We start from the raw sequence: 12,652 nt of genomic DNA, 5'->3' as shown, positions 1-12,652 counted from the left end.
CAAACCGGCCAAAGGCTGCGGAGTCAGGGGGCATGTGGTGGGGTGGCAGGGACAGTTGATCGCTGGGCCGGTCAACTCCCGGTCCCGCCCGGAAGGACGCACCGTGACATCCACGCACCGTTCGTTCCCAGGCCGTCTCAGCCGCCGAAGACTGCTCACCGCCGGTGCCGCGCTGGCCGGGTCCTCGGCCGGCCCGGCCTGGGCAGCGCAGACCTCGTTACCCGCCGTCATCCATCTGCCGAACGGCATCCGCCCGGAGGGCATCGCCATCGACGACCTCCACGTGCCGACCACCGTGGCCGCGTACGGGGACCGCCTGTACCTGCCCAACGCCCGGTTCACGACCACGCCGACGCCGGACACCCCGTACGACGTGATCGCCGTCGCACGCCGACGCGTGGAGACCGCGGGGCGCTGAACGCGGAGGGGCGGTGCGCCAGGTGCGCACCGCCCCTTCCGTCGGCCCGGCTTCCGCCCGGCCCGATCCGTCCGCTCAGTCCTCCGGGGAGTCCTCGTCCTCGGTGCCGGTCTCGGGCCGCGGGGGCTTCGGAGGCTTCGGACGACCGCCGGGGTTGTCCCGCAGATACGAGGAGCTGTCGCTGCCGTCGGCCGTGGCATGTCCGCCGGGGGCCGGGCCCGCAGGACCGCCGCCGTCCCGCCGCCGCAGATAGCGCTCGAACTCGCGCGCGATCGCCTCGCCCGACGCCTCCGGCAGCTCCGCGGTGTCCCGGGCCTCCTCCAGCGTCTGCACGTACTCGGCGACCTCGCTGTCCTCGGCGGCCAGCTGGTCCACGCCCAGCTGCCAGGCGCGCGCGTCCTCGGGCAGTTCGCCCAGCGGGATCCGCAGGTCGATCAGGTCCTCCAGGCGGTTGAGGAGCGCCAGCGTCGCCTTCGGGTTCGGCGGCTGCGACACATAGTGCGGTACGGCCGCCCACAGTGACACCGCCGGTACGCCCGCGTGTGTGCACGCCTCCTGGAGGATGCCGACGATGCCCGTGGGGCCCTCGTACTTGGTCTCCTCCAGGTCCATCGTGCGGGCCAGGTCCGGGTCGGAGGTGACCCCGCTCACCGGCACCGGACGTGTGTGCGGGGTGTCACCGAGCAGTGCGCCCAGGATCACCACCAGCTCCACACCCAGCTCGTGCGCGAAGCCGAGCAGCTCGTTGCAGAACGAGCGCCACCGCATCGACGGCTCGATCCCCCGGACCAGCACGAGGTCGCGCGGCTTCTCGCCGCCGACCCGGACCACCGACAGGCGCGTGGTCGGCCAAGTGATCTTGCGGACCCCGCCGTCCAGCCACACCGTGGGACGGTTCACCTGGAAGTCGTAGTAGTCCTCGGCGTCCAGCGCCGCGAACACCTCACCCTTCCACTCCTTGTCGAGATGCGCGACCGCGGTGGAGGCGGCGTCGCCGGCGTCGTTCCAGCCCTCGAACGCGGCCACCATGACCGGGTCGATCAGCTCGGGAACCCCCTCGAGCTCGATCACCCAGCGCCTCCTTCCGACGTGCCCCTTACGTACGCCCCAACCTTACGGCGTGCCCAGGGGGCCTCCGCAGCCCCCTTGCACGGGGGAGTGAACGGATCACTGCCCCACCGAGGGGCCGGAAACACGCGTGATCGCCACCATGAACCCCCCTCGAGTCATCCGAGCTGTTTCTACAGGGTGCTGCGCAGCCACTGCTCCACGCTCGCGATGTGCACCGTCGCCCACGAGCGGGCCGCCTCCGCGTCGCGGTCCCGCAGGGCGGACAGGATCGCCCGGTGCTCGTGCAGGGTGCGGCTGACCGCGTCCTCCTGGGTGAGGCCGCGCCAGATCCGGGCCCGGGTGGTGGGCCCCGAGAGGCCGTCCAGCAGCGAGCACAGGACCGAGTTCCCGGAGCTCTGCACGATGCCTCGGTGGAACTCCAGGTCGCAGGCGACGAGTTCCTCCACCGAGGGGGCGGCGCCCAGCGCGTCCAGCTGGGAGGTCAGGGCGTGCAGTTGCTGCTCGCTGATCCTCGATGCGGCCATCGCCGTCGCGGCGGGCTCCAGGATCCGGCGCACGGCGAGGAACTCGAGCACCGTGTCGTCCCGGTGGAAGTCGACGACGAAGCTCAGCGCCTCCAGGAGGAGCTGGGGGTCCAGGCTGGTGACGTACGTGCCGTCGCCCTGCCGTACGTCCAGGATGCGGATCAGCGAGAGCGCGCGCACCGCCTCCCGCAGGGAGTTCCGGGACAGGCCGAGGTCGGCGGCGAGCTCGCTCTCCTTGGGAAGCCGGTCGCCGGGGCGCAGCGTGCCGGAGACGATCATGCCCTTGATCTTCTCGATCGCCTCATCGGTGACTGCCATGGCCGACCTCCCTGTCACTCCGGATGTCGCTGAGTCATCCGATGTCTTGGGCCATTATGTGGGGTCACCAGGCCGAACGGACAGAAACGTCGGCGTTTCCCGGGCTCCTGTACGGTGTCGCGGACGTTCGGAACATCAGGAGTGCCCGCCATGCCCCAGGAACTGCGCGCCGTCGACTGGACCGGAAGCTGCCTCGCGCTCATCGACCAGACGGTCCTGCCGCACCGCACCGAGACCCGCGAGATCCATGACGTGGACGGGCTGGTGGACGCCATCCAGCGGCTCGTCGTGCGCGGCGCGCCGGCGATCGGGGCGGCGGGGGCGTACGGGGTGGCGCTCGCGCTGTTGCAGGGGGAGCGTGAGGGCTGGTCGGCCGAGGAGACGCGGGCGGCCGTGGCCCGCGTCCGTGCGGCGCGCCCGACCGCGGTGAACCTCATGGTGTGCGTCGACCGGGTGATGGCCCGCTTCGACGAGGGACTGGACGCGGTCCTCGCGGAGGCCGCGGCCGTCCAGCGCGAGGACGTCGAGGCGAACCGGGCGATGGGGGCGTACGGCGCGGACTGGCTGCTCAAGAAGGCCGGGGTGGACCGGCCGCTGCGGGTGCTCACGCACTGCAACACCGGTGCGCTCGCCACCGCCGGCTGGGGCACGGCGCTCGGCGTCATCCGTGAACTGCACGCGCGCGGCCTGGTGGAGGTCGTCTACGCCGACGAGACGCGCCCCCTCCTCCAGGGCTCCCGCCTCACCGCCTGGGAACTCGTCCAGGAGGGCATACCGCACTACGTCCAGGCCGACGGCGCCGCCGCGGGAACGATTCTGAGGGGCGAGGTCGACGCGGCGATCGTCGGCGCCGACCGCATCGCCGCCAACGGCGACACGGCCAACAAGGTGGGCACGGTCGGGATCGCCCTCGCCTGCGCGGACGCCGGAATCCCGTTCCTGGTGGCCGCCCCCACCACGACGGTCGACCTGGCCACGGCCAGGGGCGCCGACATCCCCATCGAACTCCGCGGCCAGGACGAGGTACTGGAGTGGTCGGGCGTACGAACGGCGCCGGCGGAGTCCCGGGGCCACAACCCGGCCTTCGACGTCACCCCGGGCCGCCTGGTGACGGGCCTGGTGACCGAACGCGGGGTGCTGGAGATATCGGCGGGCGAACTCCCGGCCCACCACCTGCGCTAGCCGGCGGGGGGCGCACTCACACGGTGCTCTCGTCCCGGGTGGGTCCACCCGCCGCAGTGACTCAGCGGCCCGTCAGTTCCAACTCCAGCAGCCACTCCACCACTTCGGTGTGATGGCGGGCCCGGCGCGGGTCCGTGCCCCAGACGTACAGCCCGTGGCCTGCCACGACGACCGCCGGCATGCGGGGTTCGCGGGCCGCTTCCAGGCGGTCGCCCAGGACCTTCATGTCCTGGCTGTTGGCGATGACGGGGAGGGTGACCTCGACGTCGTGGGCGGGCAGGCCGACGCCCTTGAGCATCTCCAGGTCCCGGAACACGATGCCCCCGGGCTCCCGGCGTCCCATCGCCACGGACGCGACCGTGTGGACGTGGACGACGGCCCCCGCACCCGTGAGCGCGGCCACGCGCGCGTGCAGTTCGGCCTCCGCCGAGGGCTTCCCGCCCGCGACCGCCGCACCCGAGCCGTCCACCAGCACCACGTCGTCGGGCGTGAGTTCGCCCTTGTCGTGCCCGCTCGCGGTGACGGCGAGCCGCAGCGGGTCCCGGCTCAGGACGACGGACAGGTTGCCGGACGTGCCGCGCATCCAGCCGAAGGAGGCGAAGCGGGCCGACTCGGCGGCCAGGACCGCGCCCGCCTCCTTGAGGTCGAGGGCCGGCGTCTCGGCGGTCATGTGGTGCTCCTCGCGATGGTGATCTCGTCGAACGTCCCCGCCTGCGGGTGATCGCCGACGCCCTGCTCGTAGTACGGCTCCCCGGGGCGGCGTACCCCCACGGTCCGCCATCCGGCCGCCCGCGCCGCGTCCAGCTCGCCCGGCCGGTCGGAGAGGAAGAGCAGCCGGTCGGGCGCGGTGCCCAGCGCCGCCGCGATCGTCTCGTACGACGCCGGCTCCTGCTTGGGCCCCGCGTTCTCCGTGTCGTACAACCCCTCGACGAGCGGCAGCAGGTCGCCCTCGGGGCTGGACCGGAACCACGCCCGCTGCGCCGCCACGGACCCCGACGAGTACACGTGCAGCCGTACGCCCGCCGCGTGCCAGGCGCGCAGCGCCGGGACGACGTCCTCGTAGAAGTGCGAGACGAGCTCGCCGCGCGCGAAGCCCTCGGACCAGATGATGCCCTGGAGGGTCTTGAGCGGGGTGGCCTTGCGGTCCTCGTCGAGCCAGCCGTTCAGGGCCTTCTCGACGCGGGCGGCGTCCGCGTCGGGCTCCGCGATCAACTCCCGCACCTGCGCGGTCGCCCGTGCCACCGCCGGATCACCGCTCCGCTCCGAGAGCAGTGCTCCCAATCGAGAGCGGGAGTACGGGTACAGCACGTCCACGACGAACCCCGTGGCGCTCGTGGTGCCCTCGATGTCGAGCACCACGGCGTCCACGTCGAACCGGAGCGTCACGCCGTGGCCCGGTCCCGCTGGTACCCCGCGTCGATCGTGTCGAAGTCCGGGAAGCGGTCCGCGATCCGGTCACCGGTGAAGTTCCCGACCCAGCCGTCCTCCTCGTGGAAGAACCGGATCGCGGTGAACGACGGCGACGTACCCATGTCGAACCAGTGCGTCGTACCGCGCGGCACGCCCAGCAGGTCGCCCTTCTCGCACAGCACGGCGTGCACCTCGCCGCCGACGTGGAGGTAGAAGATCCCCGACCCCGAGACGAAGAAGCGCACCTCGTCATCGTCGTCGTGCGTGTGCTCCTGGAGGAACTTCGCGCGCGCGGCCTTCGCCCTGACCGGGTACTCGGGGTCGTCGCTCGGGTGCAGTCCGAGGACGTCGACCGTCGTGAAGCCCTCCTCCGCGTTCAGCTTCTCGATCTCGGCACCGTAGGCGGCGAACACCGTGTCGCTGTCCGCGTCCACGGGCACCTCCTCGCGGACCGGCCACTGCTCGTAGCGCACACCGATCGGCGCGAGCGCGGCGGCGATCTCGGCCGGGTCGGAGGTACGGCGGACCAAGGTCTCGGGTCCGGACTCGGGCCACGTCGTCAGCAGGCTCATGGGAGGAACTCCAAGGGGTGGATGGGGTGTCCGGATACCGAGACTGGCATCGGTGCCCGGCCCGGAGATGAGGAGGGCGGCGTGCAGGAGGCGGGAGAGCCGGTGGTCAGCCGCGACATGCCGCGCTGGTGCAGCGGTGCGTCGCTGTCGCGCATGGTGTCGTCATCGGAAGCCTCACTGTCCAACGTCGTCCGGCGATGGTAACTCCCGCCCGGTGATCGGCCGAGTGTCACGAAGCGGTCGTTCCACATAATGAGAAACGACGTCCAATTCTTTGACTGCTGGCTGGAAACGTTCACATGATCTGCCTATGAAGACGCTGCTGCTCGTGCGGCGGCTGTACGTGGACTTGCTCCGGTCGAGCACGGCCCGCTGTCGCTGACCTCCTCCCGGAGCGCTCAACCACGCCCCGCCCTCGGTGCGTTCCCCGTGAACCCGAGGCGCCCGCCCGTGTACGAGACGTATGCCGCCCCGGCCTGTCCTCTCCCCGGCGCTCCGGACCGGCACTCCCTCTTCGCCCCGCTCACTTCTGCTTTCCCAGCCCTGGAGCACTCATGTCCCGTACCGCCCGCACCCGCGTCCCGCTCGCCGCGCTGTCGCTCGCTTCCGTCTCCGCGCTCTTCCTCGCGGGCTGCTCCCAGTCCTCCAACGCCTCGCAGAGCACCGGCGACCAGGCCGCCTCGGCCGCCGCCGCGACCGGCGAGAAGCCCGCGCCGTTCAGCAAGGGCGACGTGAAGGTGGCCCTGGTCCGGCAGAGCGGCGCCGGCGACTACTTCGAGCAGTGGGGCAACGGCGCCAAGGCGCAGGCCAAGGCCCTCGGCATCGACCTGACCGTGTACGACGCCCAGGCCGACAACGCCAAGCAGGCCACCGACCTGTCCTCGGCCATCAACTCCGGCGCGCAGGCCATCGTCGTCGACCATGGCTTCCCGGCCACGATCCAGCCCGAGATCGACCAGGCGGTGAAGAAGGGCATCAAGGTCGTCGTCTACGACGTCGAGACCACCGACAAGAGCGTCGTCAGCACCAAGCAGGACGACGCGAGCATGGCGCGGGCCGTGCTCGACGTCATGGCTAAGGACCTCGGCAAGAACGCCGAGGTCGGTTACGTCAACGTCGCCGGGTACGCCGCCCTCGACAAGCGCGACAGTGTCTGGAAGAAGACCGCCGACGCCCATGGCTGGAAGCAGGCGTTCAAGGTCGGCAAGGTCACCGACTCCACCGCCACCGACAACGTTCCCCTGGTGTCCGCCGCGCTCACCCAGAACTCCGACGTGACCGGCGTCTTCGCCCCCTACGACGAGCTCGCCAAGGGCACCGTCCTCGCCGTCCAGAACAAGAAGCTCCAGGGCAAGGTGAAGGTCTTCGGCGCGGACGTCTCCAACGCCGACATCCAGAACATGACCGCCAAGGACAGCCCGTGGGTCGCCACGGCGGGCACCGACCCGTCCGCGGTCGGCGCCGCGGTGGTCCGTACGGCCGCCCTGGAACTGGCCGGTCAGCTGAACACCACCTCGGTCGAGTTCCCGGCCGTCGCCATCACCCAGGACTTCCTGAAGCAGAACAAGATCGAGAACATGGACCAGCTGCGCACGGCGCTGCCCGCGCTGAACGTCTCCAAGGTCAGCACCGCGGACTGGATTCCCAATGTCGCCCACTGACGCACCGGCGGAGAGCGCGGCGGTCGCCCTCCGCGACGTCAGCATGGCCTTCGGGGGCAAGACGGTGCTCGCCTCCGTCTCCCTCGACATCGCGCCGGGCAGCGTCGTCGCGCTGCTCGGCGCGAACGGCGCGGGCAAGTCCACCCTCATCAAGATCCTGTCCGGCGTGCACACGGAGCACGGCGGCCAGGTGAGCGTGAACGGCGTGCCCGCCGCGCTCCACTCCCCGCTCGCCGCCCGCCAGTTGGGCATCCAGACGGTGCACCAGCGCATCGGCGAGGGCATCGTGCCCGGCCTCTCGGTCGCCGAGAACCTGGTCTTCGAGGAGCTGGCCCAGACACGCGGCAACCCGTTCCTGGGCGGACGCCGGCTGCTGGCCCGCGCCCGTGAGATCCAGTCGGCCCTCGACCTCGGCTGGAGCGACGCCGTGCTCAGGCGGGACGTCACCGAACTCGGCATCTCCGACCGTCAGTTGCTGATCCTGGCGCGGGCCCTGGCGACCCGGCCCCGCCTCCTCGTCCTCGACGAGCCGACCTCCGCACTCTCCGCCGCGGAGGCGGAGCGCCTGTTCGCGCTCGTCGAGCGGATGCGGTCGGAGGGCATCGCGGTGCTCTACGTCTCCCACCGCCTCGGCGAGATCGACACGCTCGCCGACCGCCTGGTCGTCCTGCGGGACGGCCGTCTCACCGAGGACCAGGTCAAGCCCTTCGACTGGGACAGCGCCCTGCGTGCCATGCTCGCCCAGGCCCAGGAGACGACCACCGCCCGGCCGCGGCACACAGGCGAACACGGCGAGGTCGTCCTCTCCCTGCGCGGCGTTCCGTTCCTGGCGGGTCACCCGCCCCAGGACCTCGACCTGCGCGCCGGCGAGGTCACCGGTGTCGTCGGGCTGCTGGGCGCGGGCAAGACCGAACTGGCCCGCGGCCTCTTCGGCGCCGAACCCTTCACCGGGGGAGGCGTCGAGCTGGACGGCAAGCCCTACGAGCCGCGCCGCCCGGCCGACGCCATCCGCGCCGGCATCCACCTGGTCCCGGAGGACCGGCACACGGACGCGCTGGTCCCCGGCTGGTCGGTGGCCCAGAACATCTCCCTGCCGTTCCTCAGGTCGCTCTCCACGGTGGGACTCGTGAGCCGCTCCAAGGAGGACGCGCTCGGCCGCGCCGCCATCGAGCAGCTCGGTGTCGTCGCCCGGGACGAACACAGCACCGTCGAGGAGCTGTCGGGCGGCAACCAGCAGAAGGTCGTCGTCGGCCGCTGGCTCGCCGAGAACCCCCGCGTCCTCATCCTGGACGAGCCGTTCCGAGGAGTGGACATCGGCGCCCGCCGCGACATCGGCCGCCGCGCCCGCGCCCTGGCCACCGAAGGGGCAGCCGTCCTCGTCCTGTCCGCCGACGTCGACGAGATCCTCGAGATCGCCGACCGGGTCGTCGTCCTGGCCGCGGGCGAGATCCGCCTCGACGCGTACGGGGAAGACGCGGAGCGCGACCGCGTGATCCAGACCATCTCGGCGTCCGTCTGATGCCCGGCACACCAGGAAGTACGCCATGACCACCACCCAGAGCACCACCGTGCCGACCGCGGCCCCGTCCGCACCCGCCGTCGGCCACCGGATCCAGAACGCCGTCATCAAGTACGGCTTCATCTTCGTCACCGTCACGCTCTTCGCGTACTTCGCGATCAGCGAGCCGTCCTTCCGCGACTCGGCGACGCTCCTCGACACCCTCCGGTACGTCTCCGTCGCCGCCGTCCTCGGCCTCGGCGTCACGCTCACCATGGCCGTCGGCGGAATGGACATGTCGGTCGGCGCCGTCGCCGGCCTCGGCGTCACGGTCGCCGCGAAGACGATGGTCACCTACAACCAGGTCGGCACGGTGGCGATCCTCGCGGTCGTCGCTGCGGGCGCACTGGCCGGATTGCTGAACGCCCTGCTGATCGTCGTCCTCAAGATCCCCGACATGCTCGCCACGCTCGGCACCATGTTCGTGATCCAGGGCACCAAACTCATCCTGGTCGACGGTCAGTCCATCACCCCCGGCATGACCCAGTCCGACGGCACCACCGCGCCCGGCAGGTTCACCGAGGGCTTCCTGCGCATCGACCGCGGCACCTTCCTCGGCGTACCCGGCTCGGTGCTGATCTTCGGCGCGCTGACCGTCGTCGCCTGGGTGTTCCTGGCCCGCACCCGCTGGGGGCGCGTGCTGTACGCGATCGGCGCCAACCCCGAGGCCTCGCGGCTGGCCGGCATCCGCGTCGGCGCGTACCGGGCGCTGGCCTACGTCCTCTCCGGCGTCCTCGCCTCCATCGGCGGCCTGATCCTGGCCTCCCGCATCGGCCAGGGCGATGTCTCCGCCGGTACCTCCCAGCTGCTCGAAGCCGTCGCCGTCGCCCTCGTCGGCACCTCCGTCCTCGGCCGGGGCCGCCCCAACGTCTGGGGCACGGCCCTCGGCGCCGTCCTGATCGGGATCATCACCACGGGTCTGACCATCGAGGGACTGCCCTACTACACGCAGGACGTCGTCGAGGGCGCGGTCCTCATCCTCGCCCTGGTCTTCAGCTTCACCCTGTCCAAGCGCCGCACCGCATAAGGGAGTTACGAGTCGATGGGCTACCGCATCCTGGAGACCGAGGACGTCGCCGGCTATCTGCGTGAGCGCGGCCACTGGGGCACCGACGAGCCGGAGGTCCGCGAGGTCTCCGACGGCAACATGAACCGCGTCTTCCTCGTCACCGCCACCGACGGCACCCGGGGCCTCGCCGTCAAGCAGGCCCTGCCCTGGGTGCGGGTCGCGGGCCCCTCCTGGCCGATGAGCCCCGAGCGTGCCGACGCCGAGGCCCGCGCCTACGAGCAGGTCGCCAAGGTCGCCCCGGACAAGATCCCGGCGATCCACGGCTACGACTCCGACAACCACGCCCTCGTCATGGAGGACATGTCCGACCTGGAGGTGCTGCGCACGATCCTCAACGAGGGCGGCACCTACGGCCCGGACACCTCCCGCCGCATCGGCGAGTTCGTCGCCCAGCTCTCCTTCGCGACCAGCGACTTCGGCATGGCCTCCGCCGAGCGCAAGGCCCTGATCGCGGCGTCCGTCAGCCCCGAGCTGTGCAAGATCACCGAGGACGTCGTGCTCAGCGAGCCGTACCTCGAGCACGAGCACAACCACTGGCACCCCGGCCTCGACGACCTCGCCGCCGCCTTCCGCTCCGACCCGCGACTGCGCACCGAGGTCGCCGAACTGCGCCACCTCTTCATGACCGGCGCGCAGGCCCTGCTCCACGGCGACCTGCACACCGGCAGCATCATGGTCGGCACGCGCGACGGCGCCCCGGTGGTACGGGTCTTCGACCCCGAGTTCTCCTTCGTCGGGCCGATCGGCTTCGACCTCGGCCTGTACTGGGCGAACACGCTCGTCTCCGCGGCCCGCGCGGACGCGCTCGGCGTCGAGGGCGACCACGGCGGCCAACTCCGGCTCTCCTGGGACGCGTTCCGGGCGGAGTTCCGCCGGCTGTGGCCGACCCGTGTCGACACCTTCTTCGACGACGCCTTCCTCGACCGCTTCCTGGACCGCGTCTGGACAGAGTCCCTGGGCTTCGCCGGCGCGGAGATCGTCCGTCGCATCATCGGCTTCGCCCACCTCACCGACCTCACCACGCTGCCGGACCCGGTGCCCGCCTCCCGGCGCGCCCTTCTCCTCGGCCGTGAACTGATCGTGCGACGCGCGGAGTTGACGTCACCCCAGGACGTCGAGGCGCTCCTGTGCTGACGGGTGCTCGGCCATGGCGGCGCACGCGGAAGGGCGGCTCCCCCGTGGGAGCCGCCCCTCAAGTCGATCCGATCATCCGCTCAGGATCTGATCACTTCTTGGTCACTTCTTGTCGAGCAGGTCCTGCACCTTGCCGCGGACCTCGTCCGTGGCGAGCCCGCGGATCGTCAGCGTCGTACGGCGGCGCAACACGTCGTCCGTCGTCTCGGCCCACTCGTGGTCGCGGGCCCACACGACCTGCGCCCAGATCTCCGGGGCGTCCGGGTGGACGCGCTCGGCGAGCTCCGGGTTCTCGTTCGCCAGACGCGCGATGTCGAAGGCCAGCGAACCGTAGTGCGTCGCCAGGTGCTTGGCGGTGTCGGCGCCCATACGGGGGCCGGGCGCCGGGCCGTCGACGAGCAGCCGGTGGGCGACCGCGCGCGGGTTGGCGACACCCGGCAGCGGCATCTTCTTCGGCAGCTCGGAGATCGGCTCGAAGTCCTCGCCCAGCGGACGGCCCGGCAGCGACTCCAGCTTCTTCATGACCGTACGGCCTATGTGCCGGAAGGTGGTCCACTTGCCGCCCGCGACGGACAGCATCCCGCCGCGGCCCTCCGTGACGACCGTCTCGCGCTTGGCCTTCGAGGTGTCGCCGGGGCCGCCGGGCAGCACCCGCAGACCGGCGAAGGAGTACGTGATCAGATCACGGGAGAGCTGCTGGTCGCGGATGGAGAACGCGGCCTCGTCCAGGATCTGGGCTATGTCCTTCTCGGTGACCGAGACGTCCGCCGGGTCGCCCTCGTACTCCTCGTCGGTCGTGCCGAGCAGCAGCATGTCCTCCCAGGGGAGGGCGAAGGTGATGCGGTACTTGTCGATCGGGGTGGCGAGCGCGGCCTTCCAGGGGGAGGTGCGCTTGAGAACCAGGTGCGCGCCCTTGGACAAGCGGATGGACGGCGCCGCGTTCGGGTCCTCCATCTTGCGCAGGTGGTCGACCCAGGGACCGGTGGCGTTGAGGACGAGGTGCGCGTTGACGCCGAACTCCACGCCGTTCGTACCGTCCTTGAGGTCCGCGCCCGTGACCCGGCCCTTGGTGAAGCGCAGTCCGGTCACCTCCGCGTGGTTGAGCACGACGGCGCCCGCCTCGACGGCCGCGCGGACCGTCATCAGCGCCATGCGCGCGTCGTTCATCTGGTCGTCGCCGTACACGGCCACGGCCTTGAGGTTCTCGGTGCGCAGCTCCGGCACGTCCTGCTGCGCCTTGGCCGGCGAGAGCAGGTGGCCGACGCCGTCACCGAACGCCGACAGCGCGGAGTAGGCGAAGACGCCCGCCCCGAGCTTCGCCGCGCCGTGCGGCCCGCCCTTGTACACGGGGAGGTAGAACGTGAGCGGGTTCGCCAGGTGGGGGGCCACCTGACGGGAGACCGCACGGCGCTCGAAGTGGTTCTCCGCCACCAGCTTCACCGCGCCGGTCTGCAGGTAGCGCAGACCGCCGTGGAGCAGCTTGGAGGAGGCGGAGGAGGTGGCGCCGGCGAAGTCGCCGGCGTCGACCAGAGCCACCCGCAGACCGGACTGCGCGGCGTGCCAGGCGGTGGAGATGCCCAGGATGCCGCCGCCGATCACGAGAAGGTCGTACGTCGCCTTGGAGAGCTGCTCCCGGGTCTCGGCGCGGCTCGGGTTGGAGCCGGAGGCCGGGTGCGTACCGAGGGCAGGCACGGTCTGCAGGGTGGACTGACTGGTCATTGCGGGTTCTTACTCC

12 protein-coding genes are annotated in these 12,652 nt (G+C 71.2%); 6 read left to right on the top strand and 6 right to left on the bottom strand.

Annotated elements, in window-relative coordinates; all coding sequences use genetic code 11:
* Positions 1–103 precede the first annotated feature (103 nt).
* The gene (locus AAFF41_RS12115; protein ID WP_319745315.1) at positions 104–418 is read left to right on the top strand and encodes a hypothetical protein; all 315 of its coding nucleotides are present in this window, start codon (positions 104–106) and stop codon (positions 416–418) included.
* Between the two features lie 75 nt (positions 419–493).
* Here AAFF41_RS12115 and AAFF41_RS12110 read toward each other — a convergent pair whose 3' ends face one another.
* Both AAFF41_RS12110 and AAFF41_RS12105 read right to left on the bottom strand, forming a co-directional pair.
* Positions 494–1,489, bottom strand: coding sequence for a PAC2 family protein (locus tag AAFF41_RS12110; RefSeq protein WP_060902285.1), 996 nt, complete (start codon positions 1,487–1,489; stop codon positions 494–496).
* A gap of 170 nt (positions 1,490–1,659) precedes the next feature.
* On the bottom strand, positions 1,660–2,331 hold the full coding sequence (locus AAFF41_RS12105) for a FadR/GntR family transcriptional regulator (RefSeq protein WP_054231141.1): 672 nt from the start codon (positions 2,329–2,331) through the stop codon (positions 1,660–1,662).
* Between the two features lie 150 nt (positions 2,332–2,481).
* Here AAFF41_RS12105 and mtnA point away from each other — a divergent pair, with 150 nt between their 5' ends.
* Complete coding sequence (gene mtnA / locus AAFF41_RS12100; protein ID WP_319744838.1) at positions 2,482–3,513, top strand: S-methyl-5-thioribose-1-phosphate isomerase; 1,032 nt, start codon at positions 2,482–2,484, stop codon at positions 3,511–3,513.
* Between the two features lie 61 nt (positions 3,514–3,574).
* Here mtnA and mtnB read toward each other — a convergent pair whose 3' ends face one another.
* Genes mtnB through AAFF41_RS12085 form a run of 3 tightly spaced genes read right to left on the bottom strand, consistent with a single transcriptional unit; the run spans position 3,575 to position 5,495 of the window.
* The gene (mtnB, locus tag AAFF41_RS12095) at positions 3,575–4,183 is read right to left on the bottom strand and encodes a methylthioribulose 1-phosphate dehydratase (RefSeq protein ID WP_415925824.1); all 609 of its coding nucleotides are present in this window, start codon (positions 4,181–4,183) and stop codon (positions 3,575–3,577) included.
* Positions 4,180–4,899, bottom strand: coding sequence for an acireductone synthase (gene mtnC, locus AAFF41_RS12090; RefSeq protein WP_343323947.1), 720 nt, complete (start codon positions 4,897–4,899; stop codon positions 4,180–4,182). The genes mtnB and mtnC overlap by 4 nt, the downstream gene beginning before the upstream one ends.
* Positions 4,896–5,495 carry a 1,2-dihydroxy-3-keto-5-methylthiopentene dioxygenase gene (locus AAFF41_RS12085; RefSeq protein ID WP_319744845.1) on the bottom strand — a complete coding sequence of 200 codons (600 nt, stop codon included), beginning with the start codon at positions 5,493–5,495 and terminating at the stop codon, positions 4,896–4,898. Before AAFF41_RS12085 ends, mtnC begins: the two co-directional genes overlap by 4 nt.
* 554 nt (positions 5,496–6,049) lie before the next feature.
* Between AAFF41_RS12085 and AAFF41_RS12080 the strand changes: the two genes are divergently transcribed.
* From AAFF41_RS12080 to mtnK, 4 genes are read left to right on the top strand one after another with little or no spacing between them, the layout of a single operon-like run.
* A complete protein-coding gene (locus AAFF41_RS12080; protein WP_343323946.1) occupies positions 6,050–7,156 on the top strand; it encodes a substrate-binding domain-containing protein in 1,107 nt (368 codons plus the stop codon).
* Positions 7,143–8,675: a sugar ABC transporter ATP-binding protein gene (locus AAFF41_RS12075; RefSeq protein WP_343323945.1), complete on the top strand. Its 1,533-nt coding sequence runs from the start codon at positions 7,143–7,145 to the stop codon at positions 8,673–8,675. Before AAFF41_RS12080 ends, AAFF41_RS12075 begins: the two co-directional genes overlap by 14 nt.
* Before the next feature lie 25 nt (positions 8,676–8,700).
* Entirely contained in the window at positions 8,701–9,741 is a 1,041-nt protein-coding gene (locus AAFF41_RS12070) for an ABC transporter permease (protein WP_319744851.1), read from the top strand.
* Between the two features lie 15 nt (positions 9,742–9,756).
* Positions 9,757–10,917: an S-methyl-5-thioribose kinase gene (gene mtnK / locus AAFF41_RS12065; protein WP_319744853.1), complete on the top strand. Its 1,161-nt coding sequence runs from the start codon at positions 9,757–9,759 to the stop codon at positions 10,915–10,917.
* 102 nt (positions 10,918–11,019) lie between these two features.
* On the opposite strand, the gene AAFF41_RS12060 is transcribed toward mtnK, so the two are convergent.
* Positions 11,020–12,636 (bottom strand): glycerol-3-phosphate dehydrogenase/oxidase, encoded by a 1,617-nt coding sequence (locus AAFF41_RS12060; RefSeq protein WP_319744855.1) that lies wholly within the window; start codon positions 12,634–12,636, stop codon positions 11,020–11,022.
* Positions 12,637–12,652: the final 16 nt, after the last annotated feature.

It is taken from the genome of Streptomyces mirabilis (assembly GCF_039503195.1).
Classification (GTDB): Bacteria; Actinomycetota; Actinomycetes; order Streptomycetales; family Streptomycetaceae; genus Streptomyces; species Streptomyces mirabilis_D.
The sequence above is the reverse complement of the archived record's forward strand: the minus strand, read 5'-3'. Positions and strand labels throughout refer to the sequence as shown.

Coding starts and splice junctions, on each gene's coding strand:
- AAFF41_RS12105 (WP_054231141.1), bottom strand. CDS start 2,331: ATGGCAGTCACCGATGAGGCGATCGAGAAGATCAAGGGCATGATCGTC.
- mtnA (WP_319744838.1), top strand. CDS start 2,482: ATGCCCCAGGAACTGCGCGCCGTCGACTGGACCGGAAGCTGCCTCGCG.
- mtnB (WP_415925824.1), bottom strand. CDS start 4,183: ATGACCGCCGAGACGCCGGCCCTCGACCTCAAGGAGGCGGGCGCGGTC.
- AAFF41_RS12085 (WP_319744845.1), bottom strand. CDS start 5,495: ATGAGCCTGCTGACGACGTGGCCCGAGTCCGGACCCGAGACCTTGGTC.
- AAFF41_RS12080 (WP_343323946.1), top strand. CDS start 6,050: ATGTCCCGTACCGCCCGCACCCGCGTCCCGCTCGCCGCGCTGTCGCTC.
- AAFF41_RS12075 (WP_343323945.1), top strand. CDS start 7,143: ATGTCGCCCACTGACGCACCGGCGGAGAGCGCGGCGGTCGCCCTCCGC.
- AAFF41_RS12070 (WP_319744851.1), top strand. CDS start 8,701: ATGACCACCACCCAGAGCACCACCGTGCCGACCGCGGCCCCGTCCGCA.
- mtnK (WP_319744853.1), top strand. CDS start 9,757: ATGGGCTACCGCATCCTGGAGACCGAGGACGTCGCCGGCTATCTGCGT.
- AAFF41_RS12060 (WP_319744855.1), bottom strand. CDS start 12,636: ATGACCAGTCAGTCCACCCTGCAGACCGTGCCTGCCCTCGGTACGCAC.